Source organism: Pararhizobium capsulatum DSM 1112 (assembly GCF_030814475.1).
GTDB lineage: Bacteria > Pseudomonadota > Alphaproteobacteria > Rhizobiales > Rhizobiaceae > Pararhizobium > Pararhizobium capsulatum.
The window spans coordinates 931004-952134 of sequence record NZ_JAUSVF010000002.1 but is presented as its reverse complement, the minus strand read 5'-3'; the positions used below and the strand labels follow the sequence as shown (position 1 = coordinate 952134).

Below are 21131 nucleotides of genomic sequence, written 5' to 3'. Positions count from 1 at the left end.
CCTTCTCCCGCGGATGCGGGGGAGGGCACCCAAGAGGAAACAACCAAAAACGTCGAGGCATTGCCATGTGTGTCGCTTGCAATCACACCATTCACCGCGCTCAGCATAATTTCGGCTGGAACAAAGATTTCTCCCCGGCGCTTATAGCAAAGGCTGGCGAAACCATCCTGTTCGAGTGCCTGGATTCGTCCGGCGGTCAGATCGGGGCCGACGCGACGCTCGACACACTCACCAGCCTCGATTTCGGTAAGATCAACCCGGTTTCCGGCCCCGTTTTTGTAGAGGGCGCCGAACCCGGCGATGCACTGAAGGTCACTATCCGCAAGTTTCACCCCTGCGGCTATGGCTGGACAGCCAATATTCCAGGCTTCGGTTTGCTGGCAGACCAGTTCAAGGAGCCGGCGCTGCATATCTGGAACTATGACACGGTCTCCATGGCGCCATCTGCCTTCGGTCCGGGTGGCAGGGTGCCGTTGAAGCCGTTTACCGGCACCATCGGCGTGGCTCCAGCAGAAGCCGGCCTGCACTCCGTCGTTCCACCGCGCCGCGTCGGCGGCAACATGGATATTCGTGATCTCTCGGCGGGCGTAACGCTCTATCTGCCGATCGAGGTTGAAGGCGCGCTCTTTTCGGTCGGCGACACCCACGCCGCCCAAGGCGACGGAGAGGTCTGTGGCACAGCCATCGAAAGCCAGATGAACGTCGAATTGACGCTCGATCTCATCAAAGGCGCCAATCTCCAGACGCCGCGCTTCACCACCACCGAGCCCGTCACCCGCCATCTCGACGGCGCCGGCTATGAGGTGACCACCGGCATCGGCCCCGACCTGATGACGGGTGCGCGCGACGCGGTCATGCGCATGGTCGACCTGCTCTCCGCCGAACATGGCCTGAACCCGGTTGATGCCTATATGCTCTGCTCCGTCTGTGGCGATCTTCGGATCAGCGAGATCGTCGATATGCCCAATTGGGTCGTTTCCTTTTATTTCCCGAGAATTGTTTTCGCATGAATGAAACTACGCCGCGCGCTGCCCCGATCCTTTCGGTTCGCGACCTCTCGATCGATGCGCGCACCCCGGGCGGACTGAAGCGCATCCTGGACAGCGTGGGCTTCGATATTGCAGTTGGGGAAACCCTTTGCCTGGCCGGCGAATCCGGTTCCGGCAAGTCCGTGACCTCGCTGGCGATCATGGGGCTGCTGCCAAAGGCTTCGCTGCGCGTTACCGCGGGCGAGATAAGGCTTGGCGATACAGACCTACTGCGCCTTCCGGAAAAGGCGATGCGACGGGTTCGGGGCGGCGACATCGCGATGATCTTCCAGGAACCGATGACCTCGCTCAATCCGGTGATGAGCATCGGAACGCAGCTTGTCGAGGCAATCCGGGAACATCAGGATGCACTCGCCGAAAACGCCCAGGCTGTTGCCAGGCGAATGCTGGATGCGGTCCATATCGCCGATCCCGCACGACGGATGACGCAGTATCCGCACGAACTCTCCGGCGGCATGCGCCAGCGTGTGATGATCGCCATGGCCCTTTCCTGCCAGCCGAAGGTGCTGATCGCCGACGAACCGACGACGGCCCTCGACGTCACCGTGCAGGCGCAGATCCTGAAGCTGATGCGTGAGTTGAAACACGAATTCGGCACCTCTATTCTGATGATCACACACGACATGGGTGTGGTCGCCGAGATGGCGGATCGGGTTGTCATCATGCAAAACGGCCGCACTGTCGAGCAGGGCGACGTTATCGACATCTTCCACAGGCCTGTGGCCGCCTACACCCGCGAACTTCTGTCTGCGGCGCCACGCCTCGGCACCTATGCTGGAACAGACGAGCCTCCGCGCGTATCAGCCGCCGCGCCGCGGCCACCATTGCCCCGGCCGGTTCTGGAAGTCACGGATCTCACGGTTACCTATGGCGGCAGAACGGGTTGGTTCGGTCGCGACACCGAGCAGCAAGCAACGGTCAAGGGCATCAGCTTCCGGCTGGAGGCGGGAAGGACGCTTGGGTTGGTTGGTGAAAGCGGCTCTGGCAAGTCGACGACCGGCAAGGCTGTCCTCGGCCTTATTCCGTTCAAAGGCAGTGTGCGCATCGATGGACAGGAGATTTCCGGCCTTTCGGCCCGTGCCATGCAACCGATCCGCCGTGCCGCCCAGATGATTTTCCAGGACCCCTATGCCTCGCTCGATCCCCGCATGAATGTGGGCGCCGCCGTCGCGGAGCCGCTCGTCATCCACGGCATCGGCAATGCATCCGACCGACGTGACCGCGTAGCCGCCCTGCTGAAGCGTGTCGGTCTAACCGCCGATGCCGCCGAGCGCTACCCGCACGAGTTTTCCGGCGGCCAGCGCCAGCGCATCTGCATCGCTCGGGCACTTGCCCTCGAACCCAAGCTGATCGTCGCGGACGAGAGTGTCGCCGCCCTGGATGTGTCAGTGCGCGCTCGCGTGCTGGATCTCATGCTCGAATTGCAGGAACAGATGGGCCTTGCCTACCTCTTCATCTCCCACGACATGGCGGTAATCGAGAAAATGGCGCATGTCGTCGCGGTCATGCGCGGCGGAGAACTGGTGGAGATGGGATCGCGTCGAACAGTGTTCCAAGAGCAGCGCGACGATTACACGCGCGCGCTTATCGGTGCCGTCCCGATCCCGGATCCCACAGTTTATCGTCGCGCCTAAAACGTACCGGGATCTTTCAGATTCGCTCGCGCGCTCTCCCCCGCCTAAATCACCAGGAAATCCGCGTTGGTGAGTGTCAGATTGGCGCTCAAGGTGGCGAAGTGGATGCCCCCACCAGTGCCGCTGCCGTTGGCATCATAGTAGAGTTCGCCTGTGTCCTTCTCGTAGATGATGCGGTCGCTGCTATCGCCAGCAAAGCCGGTCGAATTCGACGCGAAGGCACCGGATGCAAGCGTCCCCACCGCAGCCAGTGCCGTGAAGATGGCGTTCTCAAGGCGGATGGTGTCGGCGGCGACGTTGTAGTCGGTGATCTTGTCAATCGCGCTTAGCGCCGATTTGAAGTCAAACCGGTCCGCGCCGGCGCCGCCAGTCAGCGTATCATTGCCGCCATAGCCGATGAGGATGTCGTTGCCATTGCCTCCGCTGATCGCGTTGGCACCAGTGCTGCCGTAGAGGGTGTCATTGAAGTTCGAACCGGAAAGGTTCTCGATCGACACGTAGGTGTCGCCCTTGGCGTCACCGTTGTTGATCGACGGTGACGTGAGATTGGCAACGACACCGGTAGTCGCCGTGGAATATGACGCGCGGTCTGTACCGCTTCCGCCATTGAGAGCGTCGGCACCACGGCCACCGACGAGGGTGTCGTTGCCGTTGCCGCCGGACAGAGCGTTGTTGAAGGTGTTGCCGGTGAGAACGTTGTTGAGGTTGTTGCCGGTGGCGCTGAGCGCGGTCGCGACATTGACCAGCGTCAGGTTTTCGACTGCAATGAGGCCACCGGTCGCGAGCGAACGGCTGATCGTCGATGTGGCGCTGTCGAGGCCGCCCGCGTCGACGACGGTGTCAAAGCCGTTTTCGAGAATATAGAGATCGTTGCCGAGGCCGCCGTCGAGAATGTCGGTGCCGAGGCCGCCGGTGAGGGTGTCGTTGCCGCGATAGCCGAACAGCTTGTCATTGCCGCCGAAGCCGAACAGCTGGTCATTGTCGACTACGGAGGGGAATTCGGGATAGTCGTTGCCCTCGATCGTGTTGGCAAGGTTGTTGCCTTGCAAGATGTCGTCGAAGCTGCCGCCCGCGAGGTTCTCGATCGAGATATAGACGTCCAGGTTCGCCTGACCTTTGTTGATCGAAGGGGTGAGCAGGCTTGCAGTCACCCCGAAGGTGCTCGCATCATAGGACGCGGTGTCGCTGCCCACACCACCGTCGAGCGTGTCGCCTCCGGCCTTGCCGACCAAGGTGTCGTTACCGTCACCACCCTCCAACTTGTTCCTGAAGCCGTTGCCATAGATATAATCGGCGTAGCGGGTCCCGACGACGTTGTCGACGTCGATGTAGGTGTCGCCGGCGGCAGAACCCTTGTTGTATCCGGGCGCTTCGAGTTCCACGACCAGGCCGGGCGCGCCTGTCGAATAGTTGACCGTGTTGTTGCCCGCCCCTCCATCGAACGTATCGGCCCCGCCGCTCGTCATGAACACGTCATCGCCGCCGAAGCCTTTCAGGAAATCCGCTCCGCGAGAACCGTAGAACGTGTCCGCGCCCTCGAGCAGGCGCTGGATGGCATAGGCGAAGCCGCCAAGTCCCACGGTCACCAAAAAGCCGGTGTCCACGTTGAACGACGTGGTGATGTAGAGGTTCGTGAAAAGGCCCGGGTCGCTGGTATCGAATGCAATTTCGCTGATGACACCATTGCCAGCGCCGTCGAAGGTGCCGTTGGCGGCAAACATCGTTGCGGGATTGAGGGACAAAAGATCGAACGAAATGGACGTGTTGGTAGTCGTCTGCAAAGGGGGGCCTGGCACATCCCGAACGTCATTCCAGCTGGTCGCTTCGAGGCATTGGACGATAGCCATTTCAAAACTCCCTGGTAGCTTGTTTAGTTGGCGTCCCCACCCCTGGGCACGTCGGTGCCGGCCGAAGCTTCCCTATGAATCCGGTCAGGATAAGGTTTCGGATTGTTGAGCGATGTCCTCACTGGGGATTGTATCCCAATGTGCTTATATTCGCTAGGAACTGATGGAGCGCGTGCCTCTCCTGACGTCATTGGAGTGAAGCCCTCGAGCTAGGCAGCAAGGAACGAAGCATCTGACACTTTGTGCGGGCGTGGGTTCCCGAGTGTTGTCCCGTATTAGGATATCAAAAAGTCCGTATTCCTCAGGACCAGACCGACCGTCAGCATCGCGATTGTGGTGTCCCCGTCGCTGACCACTCCGTTGTTGTCGTAGGTCAGGGCGCCGGTCGTAGCGTTGTAGATGATCCGGTCGTCGGCATCTTCCGCGGCAGCGCCGATCCGAAACGCCGCGCTATCTAGCACGCCGACAGTCAACTCCCTAAACACGATGCCGTCCAACGCAACCGTATCCTCCTCGGTCGTCGTAAAGTCGGTTATTTGGGTAGTGAGCGCCCGTTGGTCGGGTAGGGTGCTGAAGCAGAAGAAATCGTTTCCGATGCCGCCCGTCAGCGTGTCGGTGCCACCCCACCCCTGTAGGACATCGTCGCCGTCCCCTGCGGAAATGTTGTTGTTCCCGGCGTTGCCGACGAGCCAGTTGCCAAGTTCGTTGCCGGTTAGATCGATTGCGTCGCTACCGGACTGATCTGCAGTCGAGAGCGTCTCTACAGACACCTCCGCGGCGAGGGTGTAGCTGACGCCGGTGAAGGCTTGGTCGTCTCCCTGGGTGATATCATCTTCGATAATTTTGTCTGTGCTGTCGTCGACATAGTAGGTGTCGTTGCCAAGCCCGCCTTCCATGCGATCCGAGCCCGGACCGCCATCCAGTGCGTCGTCACCTCCTGGGGCGAAGCTGACGATGGCGTCTCCAAGGAGGGCATCGTTTCCTTCGTTGCCAATCAATTCATCGTTGCCGCCGTCCCCTTCGAGAGTGTCGTTGTGGTCGAGCCCGAATAGCAAATCGTCTTCGGCCCGACCATACAAAGCTGGGTGCGCCTTGTACTCAGGGTATCCATTGATCAAAAGTTCAAATAGAGCAAAACCATCGCCGGTCAGTGCAAATGCCTCAAGCGCGGCATTTCCTTCAAGAAAAATCTCCGACGGGTCGTATAGACTGTAGATCAGAACTCCGTTGGAGAAACCTTGGGCACCATCGTAGATCGGCCCGATGACGGGATCGTAGGAGCTCGCCTCAAATTGCAAGTATTCTGTTGCACTCCACCAGATGGTCGCCACGCCGTCGTCGAACTCGACGAGTGGTGCGCTCCCGGCCTCATACTGCCGGAACCCCATCTCGTACATGTTCAATGACTGATCGCGCACATTCAGAGCGCCCATAATCCTGTACCCCGTTCTCCCGAAATCGCGACAGAACCACGGCGCGAAGACGCTCTCCCAGACAGCCTGCCCGGATGTGCGATTAGCGCCCCGGTCGGCACGAACTGACTCCCGGCGCGAGTGGGTTAGAAGACCAACAATCCATTCGTAACGGCAAAAGCCTAGCTGTGCCGGTCGCGTAGCCTGCACGTAAGAGAACAGCCCAACATGGAAAGCCCCTTGCACGTAATGGTCGCCACCTATTTAAGGCGGCGGGTAATCGAGACCAGGTTTATTGTCCGCCAACAAAACAGTAGGTGAGCTGTTTGGTGATCTATGTTAGCTCCTTCTGAAAGACAAATCCAATTTTACTTCACGTTTTGAATGAACCGTTTTTCGCTTTTGTCCATTTCTGTGGCTGCCTTTGCTGAGCTTGGTCCGTTGCCTTCATCAAGGTCGAGGCTCTGTCCGGTTGCACCTCCGCGGACGCTGCAGGCCAAGGGGAGGGTGATGTAACCCACAATACAGTCGTTGCTGCGGGTGGGTGCACTGGAGTAAGAATTAACGCGGAACGGTCTCCACGCTGAGGACGTGTCCAGTGGCGACGATCAACTGGAAATATTTGGGTGAAAATCGATCAAAACTAAAAGTTGACTTTCTGGCGGGAGTTCGCTATTCACTTGTTATCGAATTTTGCTTGCTAGCTCTGGTTATCGCGCGATTGGCACCGCGCCCTCAACGAACTTCCTTTCAAGAATCGCTACCACCATCTGCAACGCTTTGGCGTTGTGGTTTTTCAGTATTGCTATGAAAGGGTTCATCATGACCACTGGCACAGTTAAATGGTTTAATTCCACCAAGGGCTTCGGCTTCATTCAGCCCGACAACGGTGGCGCGGACGCCTTCGTTCACATCTCTGCCGTAGAGCGCGCCGGTATGCGCGAACTCGTCGAAGGTCAGAAGATCGGCTTCGACCTGGAGCGAGATAACAAGTCTGGCAAGATGTCGGCTTGCAATCTCCAGGCAGCATAATCTGATATCTGCTTTCCTGTGACCACGGATGTACTGGCACTGTGGAAAGTACGTTATCTCGGCAGGCCAGATCCATTGTCTGGCCTTTTGCTTTTTCTCGCCAATGCGAGCCCAGGAGAACACATGACGGAGACGTTCACCAAGTCTCGCCAGCAGGCTGAGATCGCCTTTGGCAACGTTCAGAAGCAGTTTTTTGCGAAAGACAAAGCGGTCGAAGAGCTTCACTCTCTCACCCAGTCGCGAGAAGCAAAGACATTGCGGCTTCGTGAAGCTCGCCTTGCCAAGGAAATGGAAGACCGCGCCTCGGCGACCGCGAGCCTTATTGCGAAACGAACAACGGCCAATTGATCCCCTTTAACCGCATTACCAGGATACAAGCTTGAAGAACGGAAGAAATAACGAATTCCTCGATCGCCGAACCGCGGCAACTGACGCCAGGGCGGCTCTCCTCGCTTCCCATCGTGCCGCTCAGGCGGCAGCTGAGCCCCTTCGGGCGGCAAAGCAAGCGGAACGCATCGCGACTGCATCGGCGAGAGAAGAACGCCGCCTCGAACGCGAGCGTGTTAAGCTTGACGAGATCAACCGGATTGAGACTGAAGCCGCGGAGCGCCAGGGCGCAGCGTTTGCTGCCGCACAAGCCGAGCAAGCGGCCCGCAAGACGGCGGAAACGGCGCGCTTGACGCGGGTCATTGAAGACGAAGCCGCGCGAAAGGCCGAACGCGACAGGCGCTATGCCAACCGCAAGGCAAGGCAAGTTTAAAGCTTAGCTAATCGTTGTTGGGATGCTCCAAGGAAGCCGGGTTGGCGCAGGGCCTATTAGGCATTTGCGCGCCTGCTTCAACGGGGTAAGTCCTCGATCAACGGCGTCTGCCAGCGCCGCCTTACATCGCTGTTAATGATTGTTTCGAGAGGCGGCGCGGAATGCGCTTGAGGCTGAGCTTACGGCTTCCAGTCGATGCGATGCTCGGCGAGGTAGGCGTCAATTGCCGCCCCAAGCGTTGGATAGAAGCTGTCGTCCCCTAGCTGTTCCAGAAGCTCGAAGCGTCTCAGCTTGTCCTTTACCGGATCTTTCATCTCCGCGAAGCGCAATTCGATTCCAGTTTTCCTCAACTTGCTCTCCAACTCGGCAAGCATGTCGGCTGCCGTCACGTCCACGCTGGTGATGGGCTCTGCCCCCAGGATTACCCGCCGCACCGGCGTAGGCGACCTTGCGATCTCCGCTGTAAGGCTCTGACGGAAAAGCTCGGAATTGGCGAAGAACAGTGGTGCGTCCCAGCGGAAGATAAGTAGCCCTGGAACGCGCCGCGCCGCCGGGTAACGCTTGAGATCATGGTAACCGCGCAAGCCGTCAACGCGACCTAGGACGGCAAAATAAGGACGCCACCCATCCCAGAGGAATTCGATGACCGCGACGACGATGGCGAGCCCGATACCCTGGATGGCTCCAAGGACGGCGACGCCGACGAAGCAAAGCATGGACAGCCAGAACTCCCATTGCTGGATGCGGTAGATGCGTCGCAAATCCAAGACCTCGAAGAGACCGATGGCGGCGGCAATCACCACCGCAGCCAGCACGCTGCTTGGCAAGTTGCGCAGAAGGTTCGGCGCGAGGACTAGGAGGAGAGCCACACCTGCCGCACCGATAACGCTGGTCAGCTGCGTCCTCGCACCCGCGGCTTCGGCCACGGGCGTACGCGAAGAGCTGCTGCTGATCGGGAAGCCTTGGAATAACCCTGCTGCAAAATTAGCTGCCCCAAGTCCGATCATTTCCTGATTGGGGTTTACACTTGTCCCCAGCCGCGCTGCGTAGGAGCGGGACAGCACGCTGGTATCGGCAAAGGACACCAGCGCGATCGCGCTTCCGCCGATGACAAGGGGACCGATGTCGCTAATGTAGATTTGCGGCAAGGCGAAAGACGGCAAGCCCGCCGGCAATGGGCCGAGCACCGCCACTCCTTCAGTCTCAGCTAGTCCGAGCACACCGACTACGACGGTCGCGGCGATAACCACCAAGAGAATACCGGGAACGCGCGGCCAACGCTTCAACAAAAGGATCAACGCCAGCGTGCCCGCACCCATTGCAAAGGCGGTCCAGTTCGCCTCGCCGTTCAGAATCGATTTTGCGATCTTAATTGAGTCCTGCAGCGGCCCTGTGCTGTCGATGGAAACCTGGAAGAGTTTGGGAATCTGGGTGACGATCACGGTCAGCGCTATGCCGTTCATATAGCCGTAACGGATCGGCTTCGAGAGGAGCTCGGTGACGAACCCGAGCCGCAGCACGCCGGACAGGATCAACACCAGCCCGGCGACCACTGCCAGCATGCCGGCAAGGGCAACGGTACGCGCCGGATCCCCTCCCGAGAGCGGCAGCACAGTGCCGAGGATGAGCGTCGCCAGAGCTGAGTCCGGCCCCAACACAAGGATTCTGCTGGGGCCGAACAAGGCGTAGGTGAGTAGCGGAATCATGGTAGCATAGAGGCCGTAGATGCCCGGCACGCCGGAGGCCACCGCATAGGCGATGCCAACAGGAACCAGCATGGCTGACAATACCAGCCCGGCGACCAAATCACGCGGCAGCCAGGAAATCTGGTACTGGCGGGCGGTCTGTATTCCCGGCAGCCAGCGTTGCCAGCCCGACGCTGCTGTATCGGAGTTCTGATGTGGATCCCGCTCCGGATCCTGTTCGAGAAGTGATGTCGAGCCCATCCGAGTACCTATACCAAACTGCGCGCGGGTCCGACTGCATCTTCTGCGGGGGCCGGGGTTCGGGTGTCAGGAAGAAAACTGGTGTTCAGTCCCGGTTTTTGATCGCTCTCCGTTGGTCTGGCAAGTGATCTTCTACTGACTCTGCCGGAAGTTGCGTATCCGGTCGAACAGGACGGCAAGCACAATGGCGCCGCCGATGAAGGTTCCTTGCCAAAAGGCGTTGATGCCCAATAGACCGAGGCTGTTGCGGATCACTTCTATCAGCGCCGCCCCGATCAGCGCGCCAAAAGCAGTGCCGACGCCGCCGGCCAGGTTGGCACCGCCGATGACGGCTGCGGCGATGACCTGCAGTTCCATCCCGGCGCCGATATTGGTGGTGACGGCCCCGAGCCAACCGGTCTGGATGATGCCGGCGATCCCAGCCGACAGCGCCGAAATCATATAGACGGTAACCTTGATCCGCCGCACCGGCACGCCCGTCAGCGTCGCTGCATGCTCGTTACCGCCTATGGCGAAGACATAGCGACCGAAGCGCGTCCACCGCAGCACGAAACCGGTTATCAGCGCCAGGACGATCATGTAGAGCACTGGATTGGCGATGCCGAACAGCCATGCGCCACCGCCCAGCGCCAGGAGCTTGTCGTGGTCCGGGCCGAACTGGAAAACGACGGTATTATTGGACGCCACCATCGCCAGACTGCGCGCGATCGACAGCATCCCGAGCGTGACGACGAACGGCGGAAAACCGAGATAGGCGATCAACACGCCGTTGAACCCACCGACAATCAGCGCGACAGCGACCGAGGCGGCGATCCCCACCTCGATGCTGTAGCCGGCGTTCATGATCACCGCCAGCACCATGCTGCACAGGCAGAGCACAGAGCCGACCGAAAGATCAATGCCGCCGGTGATGATCACCACCGTCATGCCCAGTGCGATGATCGCCACAAAAGTGACGTTGCGGGTGATGTTGTAGAGGTTTTTCGTCGTCGCGAAGGAATCTGTGGCGAACGACAGGAAGATGCAGGCGAGGATGACGGAGATCAGTACCCAGAAGGTCTGGCCGCCCAGCACCGCAGAAAGCCAGCCTTGCTGCCGGTGTTCGATCGTCTGGTCAAGCGTCACTGCCATCGCCGGCCCCTTTTCCTTTTCGCGTCCGATCGCCTCGGTCATACCTGCTCGATGGCGCCAGTGATCAATCCCGTCACTTCCTCGGGCGAACTGGCGGCAATCGCCTTGTCGGCGACCTTGCGGCCGCGGCGCATGACGATCACCCGGTCTGCGACCGTAAACACGTCCGGCATGCGGTGACTAATCAGCACGACGGCGATGCCCTTGTCACGCAGATGGCGGATGAGGTTCAGCACCTCTGCCACCTGACGCACTGAAATCGCAGCCGTTGGCTCGTCCATCAGGACGATCTTTGCTTCCGACAGCATCGTACGGGCAATCGCCACCGCTTGTCGCTGTCCGCCGGACATCTGCTTGACGAGGTCGCGCGGACGCGTCTCCGACTTCAGTTCCTTGAAGATCGCGCCGGCGCGCAGGTACATGGCCTTGTAGTCGAGCACGTGAAACGGCCAGATGCCGCGGTGGAGCTCGCGGCCGAGGAAGACATTGGCAGCCGCCGTGAGATTATTGCAGAGCGCCAGGTCCTGGTGAACGATCTCGATACCGTGCTGGCGGGCCTCCACCGGCCGGTGCATCACGAGTTCGGCGCCGTCGAGGCGCAACGTGCCGTGGCTCGGCCGGAAGTTCCCGGCGATCATCTTGACCAGCGTCGACTTGCCGGCGCCGTTGTCGCCCATGAGGCCCACCACCTGCCCCGCCTCAAGTGAAAACGAGACATCGCTGACGGCCTGGATGGCGCCGAAATGTTTGGAGATATTGGTCAGTTCGAGAACCGCCACCAGCCTTCTAGCCTCCCCGCCAACAGGCACGCGACAACGCTGGAGCACATACCAATCGGCACACCAAGCCGCCGCAACCCGCCATCCCGATTTCCTCCCGTGGACGGCGACAGAACGCATTAATGCAAAACACCGTCGAAGCGTCAATTGAATGTGGAGGTTTCAAGTCGCGTTCGGGAATATTTCAATTATATTATATATAGTCGTTGACGAACAAAGCGCGTGCATATTAGCTGCTTTCGGGAGGCGAGCATGCTGATCCTTGTCACCGGGGCGACCGGCAAGGTCGGGCGGCACTTCATCGCTGGGCTGCTTGACGATCCGCGATTTTCGACTGCGCGCATTCGTGCGCTTTGCCATAACCGGTCATGCGATGAAACCGACCGGATAACGGTGACGCGGGGGTCGATCTCCGATCGTGATGTTGTGGCCGCAGCGCTGCGCGGTGTCACGCATGTCGTTCACTTGGCCACTTGCAAGGAAACTCCTCAAGACGTTATGGACGTCACCGTCAAGGGGCTGTTCTGGCTGCTTGAGGAATTCCGGGCGAGTGCCAGCGCCCGGCAGTTCATCCTCATCGGCGGAGACGCCGGCATCGGCCATTTCTTCTATCACCACGATGGACCAATCACCGAAAAGACGCCGCATCAGGCCTATCCGGGAAGCTACGCTTTATCGAAGGTTCTCGAGGAGGTCATGCTGGAGCAGTTCGGTGTCCAGTACGACCTGAACGGCTGCTGCCTGCGTGCACCGTGGATCATGGAGAAGGACGACTTCAAATACACGCTGTCCTTCGGTGACGACGTGTTCGGCGGCCCCGACTGGAAAACCATGGTGCCGGAGGCGGATGCGCGGCGCTACGCCGCCGATGGAATCGTGCCGCTTCTGCTTGACGCTGACGGCCGGCCGCTGAAGCGCAATTTCGTCCATGTCGACGATCTGGTTGCGGCCATACTGGCAGCTCTCGACAATCCGCGCACGAAACGGCAGCTCTTCAACATCTGTATGGACCGGCCGGTGGATTACCGGGCGGTGGCGGACTACCTTGCTGTGACGCGCGGTTTTGGCAGCATCGACATACCGAGCCAGTACCACTCCAACTGGATGGACAACAGCAAGGCCAAGTACCTGCTGGACTGGCAACCGAAATACGATCTGGAATTGCTAATCGACTCGGCTTGGAAATACGAGCGCTCAGTGAATGACCCTCGCATCGTCTGGTATCCGGGTTGATGTGTGTGGCGGGCACGCCGTGCCCGTCTTTTTCAAGGGAGGAATCAATGAGGAAGTTACTGTTGCTCGGCGTGGCCATAATGGCCCTCAGCGCCGGACAGGCATTGGCAAAAAAGCAGCTCGTCATTGTCGTCAAGGGCCTCGACAACCCGTTCTTCGAGGCGATCAACCAGGGCTGCCAGAAATGGAATAAGGAAAACCCTGACTCTGAGTATGAATGCTTCTACACCGGTCCAGCATCGACCTCCGACGAGGCCGGTGAGGCGCAGATCGTCCAGGACATGCTGGGCAAGGCGGACACCGTTGCGATGGCCATTTCGCCGTCCAACGCCAAGCTGATCGCCCAGACATTGAAGACCGCCAACCCGACAATCCCGATCATGACTCTGGATGCCGACCTGGCGGTTGAAGATTCGGCTCTGCGCAAGACCTATCTCGGCACGGACAATTACCTGATGGGCGCGCGGATCGGTGACTATATCAAGAAGGCGAAACCGAATGGGGGCAAGATCTGCACGATCGAAGGTAACCCAGGAGCCGACAACATCCTGCGCCGTGCGCAGGGTATGCGCGACACGCTGACCGGCCAAAAGGGCCTGACGGCATTGGCCGGCGAAGGCGGCTGGACCGAAGTTGCCGGCTGCCCGGTCTTTACCAATGACGATGGCGCCAAGGGCGTACAGGCGATGACGGACATTCTCGCCGCTAATCCCGACCTTGCCGCTTTCGGAATAATGGGCGGTTGGCCACTATTCGGTGCGCCGCAGCCCTACCGTGACCTGTTCAAGCCGATGGCCGACAAAATCGCCAGCAATGAATTCGTCATCGGCGCCGCCGATACGATCGGCGACGAAGTAGCCATCGCGCGCGAAGGCCTGGTGACCGCGCTCGTCGGCCAGCGGCCGTTCGAAATGGGCTACAAGGCACCATCGGTCATGATGGACCTTGTCGCCGGAAAGCCGGTCGAAGATCCGGTGTTCACCGGGCTCGACGAGTGCACCAAGGACACGGTTGACACCTGTATCCAGAAGTAACGTACACGTTCGGAGCGTCCGTGGAACGGGCGCTCCGAATGACTAGGTCCTGTTGACAAAGTGGGTTTGCAAATCACCCGAAGCATGATTCAACGCTGTCTTTTAGGAGGCTGCTTTGGCTCGTGGCGATCTTTCGGATGTCGAATGGCGGATTATTGAAGGGCTTTTGCCTGCGGAGCGCGGACGAAAATCCCGTCCTGCCCATGATAATCGGCGCTTTCTAAATGGGATGCTGCACGTTCTGCGCGTCGGATGCCCTTGGCGGGATATGCACGAGCGATACGGCAAATGGAATTCGGTCTATGTCCGTTTCCGGCGATGGGCTGAGCACGGCGTTTGGGATGCCCTTCTGGAAACATTGGTCGGCCTTGGCCTGACTGACGACTGGCAGCACATGATCGATAGCACCACAGTTCGCGGCCATTCGCAGGCAGCGGGCGCTAAAGGGGGACTCATAAGGAGGCTTTTGGTCGATCACGCGGCGGCTTTACGACAAAAATCCATGCCAGAGCGGACGGTCAGGGACGCCCTCTTGGCTTTATCCTGACGGGTGGCGAGACCTCGGACTACAATGCCGTTCCGGCTCTGTTGGCCATGCCAGTCAACAAGCCCAGGCTATTCCTGGCAGATAAGGGGTATGACGGCGACTCTATCCGGGAAGAGCTTTTGATGCGCGGCATCCGTCCCGTTATTCCGCCAAAAGCGAACCGGAAGAACCCGCCTGCCTGTGACTACCGAGCATACAAGGATCGCAATCGTATCGAGCGGATGTTTAATCGTCTCAAGCAGTTTCGCAGGATCGCCACCAGATACGATAAGACCAGAGCTTCTTTTGAAGCCTTCCTCGCGTTGGCTGCCGCAAAGATTTGGCTACCCTACTTTGTCAACAGAACCTAGATCATGCCCATAGCGGATTGGCTGCCGCATCGTAGTTCCCCCTGTTGCGAAAATGTGCGGGTCTGCGGTCTCACCCTGTTTTTCACTTGATTTCCGGATCGGCTTCGCTCATGTGCGATCCAGGCGCCGTTTTGTGTCGCCGGGCTGCTTTCGCGGCAAACCTGTTGTTGGTGTCATGAAATCACGCAGCCTCAACGTTCTGGTCATCGATGAAAACCGCATTCGTGCGTCCATCATTGAAGAGGGCTTGCGGGAAGGCGGCTATGATCGGGTGACGATAATCGACGATATGCACGGGCTCGCGCGTCGCATTGCCGAACTCAATCCCGATGTCATCGTTATCGATCTCGAAAATCCAAATCGGGACATGCTGGAAAGCTTCTTCCAGATATCCCGCGCCGTGCAACGCCCAATCGCCATGTTTGTCGACAGATCCGATGAAGCCTCCATCGAAGCAGCCGTCGATGCAGGGGTGTCGGCCTATATCGTCGATGGCTTGAAGCAGGAGAGAGTGCGACCGATCCTCAAGATGGCGATCAGTCGCTTCAATGCCTTCTCGCGCCTTTCGAGGGAGCTTGAGGAAACGCGCGGCGAACTGGAGAACCGCAAGATCGTCGATCGCGCCAAAGGCCTTCTCATGCGCTCGCGTGGGCTGTCGGAGGAGGCGGCCTACGCACTTTTGCGCAAGACGGCGATGAACCAGAACCGCAAGATCGTCGAGATTGCCCAAAGCCTTATCACCGCCGCAAGCATGCTCGATCCGGGAGCTGATGAATGACGTCCAGATACGAAATCACTGCCGGTTTCGTGCCGCTGCTCGACAGCGCACTTCTGGTCGTCGCCAAGGAAAAAGGCTTTGCAGAGGAAAACGCGATCGACCTTTCCCTGGTGCGGGAGCGCTCGTGGGCGTCTATCCGCGACCGGCTAGCAGTCAGTCATTTCGATGCTGCCCATATCCTGGCGCCGATGCCGATCGCCTGCAATCTCGGCCTCAGCGCACCGGCTCCAACGATGATCGTGCCGATGGCGCTAGGGCTGGGCGGCAACGCGGTCACCGTTTCGGGGTCACTCTGGCAATCGATGGCGCAGCATGGTGCAACGGCGGATCTCGACGCCAGCGGCAATGGCGAAGCATTGCGCAAAGTCATCGCTACCAGGCAGTCCGATCCACTTCGCTTCGGCGTCGTCCATCCCTATTCGGGGCACAACTACGAGCTTCGCTATTGGCTTGCCGCAAGCGGTATCGATCCTGACCGAGAAATCGAAATTTTCGTTCTGCCGCCGCCAGACATGGGAGATGCTCTGGCAGCGGGTATCATCGATGGGTATTGCGCAGGCGAGCCCTGGAATTCCTTTGGTGTGCTCAAGCGCGGCGCGCATCTCGCCACGGTCAAGGCTGCCATCTGGAAGTCGAGCCCGGAAAAGGTGCTCGGCGTCAACGCCCGCTGGGCCGAGAACCACCCGGAAGCCCTCTCGGGATTGATTGTCGCGCTTGAGGAAGCATCGCGTTGGTGTGCGCGGCCGGAAAATCATCAGGAACTGGCAGAGCTGCTGGCGAGGCCGGCCTATGTCGGGCGCGATGTGGAGCTACTGCTGCCCGCCTTGAGCGGGGCCTTGCCGATTGGTGGTGGCGCGATCCGCTCCGTGAAGGATTTCTTCGTTCCCCATGCCAAGGCCGCAACGTTTCCCTGGAAGAGCCATGCTCTCTGGTTTTACACCCAGATGGTGCGTTGGGGGCAGATCGAACACAGTGCCTCCCATCAGCAGATCGCGGCCGAAACCTATCGGCCGGATCTTTACCGGGCCGCGCTGAAATCCCGCGGCGTGGCCATGCCCTCTGCAAGCGCCAAGGTGGAAGGCGCGCTCACCGTTGAAACTCCGGTCGGTTCATCCGGTGCCCTGAGCCTCGGGCCTGACGGCTTCTTCGATGGCGGCCTTTTCGATCCGGATGCCATCGACGCGTATATCGCCGCGCAACGCCATCCGCATTGAGCCTAATTTGTGCGCACTGCACAAAATTTGACGCCTCCTGTGCACATGCGGGAGCTAGTTTTCGTTGGAGAATTCGGCCGTTCCCCGCCAAGTCTTTGAAAACTAATAATCCAGCAAAGTTGGCACGCATCTTGCTTTGATATTTTCAGGCCTTCGGGTCACGAATTCGACGTCCAACGAAGGGCGTCTCCAGCAAAGCCGCTGATCAGGATATGTGCACACGTAAAGTGTTGGCGCGACCTGGCCAGCGGCTTTTTTGTTTTTCAACCCAAACATCGGATCGGCACGACCTTGTCGGGCCTCGGAGAAGCCATGTCTGAGAACACGAAAACCCTGTCTGCCGGTGAGCCAGCCAAAGCTCTGTGGATGTCCACATTCGCTTTCACCGTCTGTTTCGCCGTCTGGACCATCTTCGCCATCATCGGCGTCCGTATCAAGCAGGATCTGGCCTTAAGCGAAGCCGAATTCGGCCTGCTGATCGGCACGCCGATCCTGTCGGGCTCTATTGTTCGCATCGTGCTCGGTATCTGGACCAGCCGTTACGGCGGCCGTCTCCTCTATGTCGCAACCATGCTTGCCGCAGCGCTGGCAACCTTCCTGCTGTCCTATGCGACCACGTTTCCGCAGATGCTGCTTGCCGGTCTCGGCGTTGGTCTGGCCGGCGGTTCCTTCGCGGTCGGAGTTGCGTATATTTCGCCGTTCTTTCCATCGCAGAAGCAGGGCACGGCGCTTGGCATCTTTGGCGCCGGCAATGTCGGAGCGGCAGTGACCAAGTTTGCAGCCCCCTTCGTGCTGCTGGCTTGGGGATGGCAGGCCGTTGCGCAGATCTGGGCTGTTGCCCTGGTCGTCACGGCGATCGTCTTCTGGTTCACGACGACCGACGATCCATCGTTTCGCGCCCGGCGCGAACGTCGCGCTGCCCCACGCAGTCTCGCACAGGAATTCGCACCGCTGAAGAACGTCCAGGTCTGGCGTTTCTCGCTCTACTATTTCTTTGCCTTCGGTGGCTTCGTCGCCCTGTCGCTCTGGCTGCCGCGTTATCTCGTCGGTGTCTACGGCTTCGATATCGCCCATGCCGGCATGATCGCGGCCGCCTATTCGATCCCCGGCAGCATCTTTCGGGCCTTTGGCGGTGTTCTGTCCGACCGCAAGGGCGCGCGCAGCGTGATGTATTGGGTGCTCGGTGTCTCGGGTCTCGCCACGCTCATCCTTTCGCTGCCCGCCGCAACGAGCGGAGTAGCATTCGGCATTACACCGGCCGTCTTCATCGTGGTGATCTTCGTGCTCGGCTTCTTCATGAGCCTCGGCAAGGCTGCCGTCTACAAGCACATTCCGGCCTATTATCCCGATAGCGTCGGCGCTGTTGGCGGTATCGTCGGCATGGTCGGCGGTCTCGGCGGCTTCATCCTGCCCATCGCCTTCGGGTTGCTAAAGGATCTCACCGGTCTCTGGTCGAGCTGCTTCCTTCTTCTCTTCGCCGTCGTCGCCGGGTCGATGATCTGGATGCACCTGTCGATCCGGAGAATGGAGCGCAATGCGCTTTCCGTCTCCGCTGTCGCTGCCTGAAACGAAAAGGACGATCCATGACAGAGAAACTCGTCATTATCGGCAATGGCATGGCGCCGGGGCGAATGCTGGAGCACCTGTTCGAAAAGGCGCCGGAGCAGTATCAGGTCACGATTTTCAACGCCGAGCCGCGCGTCAATTACGACCGCATCATGCTCTCGCCGGTTCTCTCCGGCGAGAAGGAATACGAGGAAATCATCATCCATGGCGACGGCTGGTACATCAAGCACGGCATCACGCTCTACAAGGGCCACCGTATCGTCGCGATAGACCGTGCCGCCAAGACCGTGACCTCCGATCATGGCGTGACCGAAAGCTACGACAAGCTGGTGATCGCCACCGGCTCCGTGCCCTTCATCATTCCCGTTCCGGGCAACGACATGCGCGGCGTCATCACCTACCGCGATCTCGATGACGTGCAGGCCATGCTGCTTGCGGCGCAATCGCGCGAGAAGGCCGTCGTCATCGGTGGCGGCCTGCTTGGCCTCGAGGCCGCGGCCGGGCTTGCCGGTCGTGGCATGGATGTGACCGTCCTGCATGTCATGCCGACCCTGATGGACCGCCAGCTTGATCCTGCTGCCGGCTATCTCCTGCAGAAGGAGCTGGAAGGGCGCGGCATCAAGATCCTCTGCAAGGCCAACACCAAGGCAATCATCGGCAATGGCAAGGTCGAGGGCATCGAGCTTGACGATGGCCGCATCATTCCGGCAACGCTGGTCGTCATGGCCGTCGGTATCCGCCCGAGCGTCGGGCTTGCCAGGGACGCCGGTCTTGCCGTTAACAGAGGTATCGTCGTCGATGACGGCATGCTGACCTCCGACGGCAACATCATGGCACTTGGCGAATGCGCCGAGGTCGGCGGTATGGTCTATGGCCTCGTCGCGCCGCTCTACGAGATGGCCCGCATTGCCGCTTCCCATCTTGCCGGCGACCGTTTGCCGGCCTTCGTCCATTCCGACACGCCGACCAAACTCAAGGTCACGGGTATCGAACTGTTCTCGCTCGGTGATTTCGCTGATGGCGACGACCGCGAGGAGATTGTGCTGCGCGATGCCTCGGCCGGCGTCTACAAGCGGGTGGTGTTGAAGGAAAACCGCATCATCGGCACGGTGCTCTACGGCGAAACCGCCGATGGCGCCTGGTTCAACGACCTGAAGAAGAAGGCGACTGACATCTCACAGATGCGCGAAACGCTGATCTTCGGTCAGGCCTATCAGGGAGGGTCTCCGCTGGACCCTATGGCGGCCGTTGCAGCCTTGCCGGATGACGCGGAAATCTGCGGCTGCAACGGCGTCTGCAAGGGCAGAATCGTCTCTACGATCACATCAAAGGGGCTGAGTTCGCTCGACGACGTGCGGTCTCACACCAAGGCATCCGCTTCCTGCGGCTCCTGCACGGGGCTGGTCGAGAAGCTGATGACGATCACCCTCGGTGATAGCTACAACCCTGCTGCCGTCCAGCCGATGTGCGGCTGCACGGAGTTTGGCCACGACGACGTGCGCCGGCTGATCAAGGCGAAGGGTTTGAAGACCATCCCCGCGGTGATGCAGGACCTGGAATGGAAGACCTCATGCGGTTGCGCCAAGTGCCGCCCGGCGTTGAACTATTACCTCGTCTGCGACTGGCCGGATGAATATGCCGACGACTATCAGTCGCGTTTCATCAACGAGCGCGTCCACGCCAACATCCAGAAGGATGGTACCTATTCGGTCGTGCCGCGCATGTGGGGCGGCGTCACGAATGCGGGTGAGCTGCGCGCCATCGCCGATGTCGTTGATAAGTTCGATATCCCCTTGGTGAAGGTGACAGGCGGCCAACGCATCGACCTGCTCGGCATCGAAAAGGAAGACCTGCCCGCCGTCTGGGCCGATCTCGGCAAGGCCGGCTTCATCTCCGGTCAGGCCTACGCCAAGGGCCTTCGCACGGTCAAAACCTGCGTCGGCTCCGATTGGTGTCGCTTCGGCACGCAGGATTCGACCGGTCTCGGCATCCGCATCGAAAAGTTCATGTGGGGCTCGTGGACACCGGCCAAGCTGAAGATGGCGGTTTCCGGCTGTCCGCGAAACTGCGCGGAGGCGACTTGCAAGGATATCGGTGTGATCTGCGTCGATTCAGGCTTCGAAATCCATTTCGCTGGTGCCGCCGGCCTCGACATCAAGGGAACCGAGGTTCTAGGGCTCGTGAAGACCGAGGACGAAGCGCTGGAGCATATCGTGGCGCTGACGCAGATGTATCGCGAGCAGGCCCGCTATCTGGAGCGCATCTACAAATGGGCCAAGCGCATCGGCCTTGAGGAAATCCGCCGTCAGATCATCGACGATACCGAAAAGCGCAAGGCCTATTACGAGCGTTTCGTCTTCAGCCAGCAATTCGCTCAGGTCGATCCGTGGTCGGAACGCGTCTCCGGCAAGGACAAACACGAGTTCAGACCGATGGCGTCCGTCGGTTTCAGTCAGGCTGCCGAGTGATCTCCGGAAAGGAAAGAAACATGAACTGGTATGCCATCGGCAACATCGACGACATTCCGCTCCGGGGCGCGCGTTGTGTCAAGACACCCCAAGGCAAGATCGGTGTCTTCCGCACAGGCGAAAACGAGGTTTTCGCCATCGAGGATCATTGCCCGCACAAGGGCGGACCGCTGACGCAAGGCATCGTTCACGGCAAGGCCGTGACGTGTCCGCTGCACAACTGGGTGATTTCGCTGGAGACCGGCAACGCACTGGGCGCGGATGAAGGGGTGGTTCGAACCATTCCCGTGCGCAACGAAGACGGCGAACTCTCGATCGCGCTGGAAAGCCTGATGATGGCGGCGGAGTAGG

General features: G+C 59.7%; 18 protein-coding genes and 1 pseudogene. 14 read left to right on the top strand and 5 right to left on the bottom strand.

From position 1 onward, the window contains the following. Nucleotides 1-65 precede the first annotated feature (65 nt). Together QO002_RS24705 and QO002_RS24700 are read left to right on the top strand one after the other, a co-directional pair. Nucleotides 66-1010, top strand: coding sequence for an acetamidase/formamidase family protein (locus QO002_RS24705; protein WP_307234837.1), 945 nt, complete (start codon nt 66-68; stop codon nt 1008-1010). Continuing rightward, entirely contained in the window at nt 1007-2683 is a 1677-nt protein-coding gene (locus QO002_RS24700; protein WP_307234835.1) for an ABC transporter ATP-binding protein, read from the top strand. Before QO002_RS24705 ends, QO002_RS24700 begins: the two co-directional genes overlap by 4 nt. 44 nt (nt 2684-2727) lie before the next feature. Here QO002_RS24700 and QO002_RS24695 read toward each other — a convergent pair whose 3' ends face one another. Together QO002_RS24695 and QO002_RS24690 are read right to left on the bottom strand one after the other, a co-directional pair. Then, complete coding sequence (locus QO002_RS24695) at nt 2728-4530, bottom strand: calcium-binding protein (RefSeq protein ID WP_307234833.1); 1803 nt, start codon at nt 4528-4530, stop codon at nt 2728-2730. 275 nt (nt 4531-4805) lie between these two features. Continuing rightward, nucleotides 4806-5963: a calcium-binding protein gene (locus tag QO002_RS24690; RefSeq protein ID WP_307234831.1), complete on the bottom strand. Its 1158-nt coding sequence runs from the start codon at nt 5961-5963 to the stop codon at nt 4806-4808. Between the two features lie 577 nt (nt 5964-6540). On the opposite strand from QO002_RS24690, the gene QO002_RS24685 reads away from it, so the two are divergent. From QO002_RS24685 to QO002_RS24670, 4 genes are all read left to right on the top strand, one after another. Continuing rightward, nucleotides 6541-6753: a hypothetical protein gene (locus tag QO002_RS24685; RefSeq protein WP_307234829.1), complete on the top strand. Its 213-nt coding sequence runs from the start codon at nt 6541-6543 to the stop codon at nt 6751-6753. 11 nt (nt 6754-6764) lie between these two features. After that, nucleotides 6765-6974, top strand: a complete 210-nt coding sequence (locus tag QO002_RS24680) for a cold-shock protein (protein ID WP_045016315.1) — start codon at nt 6765-6767, stop codon at nt 6972-6974. Nucleotides 6975-7097: 123 nt separating this feature from the next. Next, on the top strand, nt 7098-7322 hold the full coding sequence (locus QO002_RS24675) for a hypothetical protein (protein ID WP_307234824.1): 225 nt from the start codon (nt 7098-7100) through the stop codon (nt 7320-7322). A 31-nt stretch (nt 7323-7353) separates the two neighbouring features. Next, nucleotides 7354-7734: a DUF6481 family protein gene (locus QO002_RS24670; protein ID WP_307234822.1), complete on the top strand. Its 381-nt coding sequence runs from the start codon at nt 7354-7356 to the stop codon at nt 7732-7734. Between the two features lie 179 nt (nt 7735-7913). Here QO002_RS24670 and QO002_RS24665 read toward each other — a convergent pair whose 3' ends face one another. The 3 genes from QO002_RS24665 to QO002_RS24655 all read right to left on the bottom strand — a co-directional run bounded on the left by QO002_RS24665 (nt 7914) and on the right by QO002_RS24655 (nt 11638). Further along, entirely contained in the window at nt 7914-9680 is a 1767-nt protein-coding gene (locus QO002_RS24665) for a SulP family inorganic anion transporter (protein ID WP_307234820.1), read from the bottom strand. Between the two features lie 132 nt (nt 9681-9812). Then, entirely contained in the window at nt 9813-10811 is a 999-nt protein-coding gene (locus QO002_RS24660) for an ABC transporter permease (RefSeq protein WP_307235080.1), read from the bottom strand. Nucleotides 10812-10849: 38 nt separating this feature from the next. Beyond that, a complete protein-coding gene (locus QO002_RS24655; protein WP_370878594.1) occupies nt 10850-11638 on the bottom strand; it encodes an ATP-binding cassette domain-containing protein in 789 nt (262 codons plus the stop codon). A 204-nt stretch (nt 11639-11842) separates the two neighbouring features. Here QO002_RS24655 and QO002_RS24650 point away from each other — a divergent pair, with 204 nt between their 5' ends. The 8 genes and pseudogenes from QO002_RS24650 (at nt 11843) to nirD (ending at nt 21130) form a co-directional block, all read left to right on the top strand. Then, nucleotides 11843-12823, top strand: coding sequence for an NAD-dependent epimerase/dehydratase family protein (locus tag QO002_RS24650; protein WP_307234815.1), 981 nt, complete (start codon nt 11843-11845; stop codon nt 12821-12823). Nucleotides 12824-12870: 47 nt separating this feature from the next. Further along, nucleotides 12871-13857, top strand: coding sequence for a substrate-binding domain-containing protein (locus tag QO002_RS24645; RefSeq protein WP_307234813.1), 987 nt, complete (start codon nt 12871-12873; stop codon nt 13855-13857). A 115-nt stretch (nt 13858-13972) separates the two neighbouring features. Further along, nucleotides 13973-14754 (top strand): annotated as a pseudogene (locus tag QO002_RS31145) (IS5 family transposase). Nucleotides 14755-14929: 175 nt separating this feature from the next. Then, complete coding sequence (locus tag QO002_RS24630; protein WP_307234811.1) at nt 14930-15532, top strand: ANTAR domain-containing response regulator; 603 nt, start codon at nt 14930-14932, stop codon at nt 15530-15532. Next, complete coding sequence (locus QO002_RS24625) at nt 15529-16746, top strand: CmpA/NrtA family ABC transporter substrate-binding protein (protein WP_307234809.1); 1218 nt, start codon at nt 15529-15531, stop codon at nt 16744-16746. Before QO002_RS24630 ends, QO002_RS24625 begins: the two co-directional genes overlap by 4 nt. A gap of 312 nt (nt 16747-17058) precedes the next feature. After that, nucleotides 17059-18312 carry an MFS transporter gene (locus QO002_RS24620; protein ID WP_307234806.1) on the top strand — a complete coding sequence of 418 codons (1254 nt, stop codon included), beginning with the start codon at nt 17059-17061 and terminating at the stop codon, nt 18310-18312. Nucleotides 18313-18329: 17 nt separating this feature from the next. Further along, the gene (nirB, locus tag QO002_RS24615; RefSeq protein WP_307234804.1) at nt 18330-20780 is read left to right on the top strand and encodes a nitrite reductase large subunit NirB; all 2451 of its coding nucleotides are present in this window, start codon (nt 18330-18332) and stop codon (nt 20778-20780) included. A 20-nt stretch (nt 20781-20800) separates the two neighbouring features. Then, entirely contained in the window at nt 20801-21130 is a 330-nt protein-coding gene (nirD, locus tag QO002_RS24610; RefSeq protein ID WP_307234802.1) for a nitrite reductase small subunit NirD, read from the top strand. Nucleotide 21131: the final 1 nt, after the last annotated feature.

Coding starts and splice junctions, on each gene's coding strand:
- QO002_RS24705 (WP_307234837.1), top strand. CDS start 66: ATGTGTGTCGCTTGCAATCACACCATTCACCGCGCTCAGCATAATTTC.
- QO002_RS24700 (WP_307234835.1), top strand. CDS start 1,007: ATGAATGAAACTACGCCGCGCGCTGCCCCGATCCTTTCGGTTCGCGAC.
- QO002_RS24695 (WP_307234833.1), bottom strand. CDS start 4,530: ATGGCTATCGTCCAATGCCTCGAAGCGACCAGCTGGAATGACGTTCGG.
- QO002_RS24690 (WP_307234831.1), bottom strand. CDS start 5,963: ATGGGCGCTCTGAATGTGCGCGATCAGTCATTGAACATGTACGAGATG.
- QO002_RS24680 (WP_045016315.1), top strand. CDS start 6,765: ATGACCACTGGCACAGTTAAATGGTTTAATTCCACCAAGGGCTTCGGC.
- QO002_RS24675 (WP_307234824.1), top strand. CDS start 7,098: ATGACGGAGACGTTCACCAAGTCTCGCCAGCAGGCTGAGATCGCCTTT.
- QO002_RS24665 (WP_307234820.1), bottom strand. CDS start 9,680: ATGGGCTCGACATCACTTCTCGAACAGGATCCGGAGCGGGATCCACAT.
- QO002_RS24660 (WP_307235080.1), bottom strand. CDS start 10,811: ATGGCAGTGACGCTTGACCAGACGATCGAACACCGGCAGCAAGGCTGG.
- QO002_RS24650 (WP_307234815.1), top strand. CDS start 11,843: ATGCTGATCCTTGTCACCGGGGCGACCGGCAAGGTCGGGCGGCACTTC.
- QO002_RS24645 (WP_307234813.1), top strand. CDS start 12,871: ATGAGGAAGTTACTGTTGCTCGGCGTGGCCATAATGGCCCTCAGCGCC.
- QO002_RS24630 (WP_307234811.1), top strand. CDS start 14,930: ATGAAATCACGCAGCCTCAACGTTCTGGTCATCGATGAAAACCGCATT.
- QO002_RS24625 (WP_307234809.1), top strand. CDS start 15,529: ATGACGTCCAGATACGAAATCACTGCCGGTTTCGTGCCGCTGCTCGAC.
- QO002_RS24620 (WP_307234806.1), top strand. CDS start 17,059: ATGTCTGAGAACACGAAAACCCTGTCTGCCGGTGAGCCAGCCAAAGCT.
- nirB (WP_307234804.1), top strand. CDS start 18,330: ATGACAGAGAAACTCGTCATTATCGGCAATGGCATGGCGCCGGGGCGA.
- nirD (WP_307234802.1), top strand. CDS start 20,801: ATGAACTGGTATGCCATCGGCAACATCGACGACATTCCGCTCCGGGGC.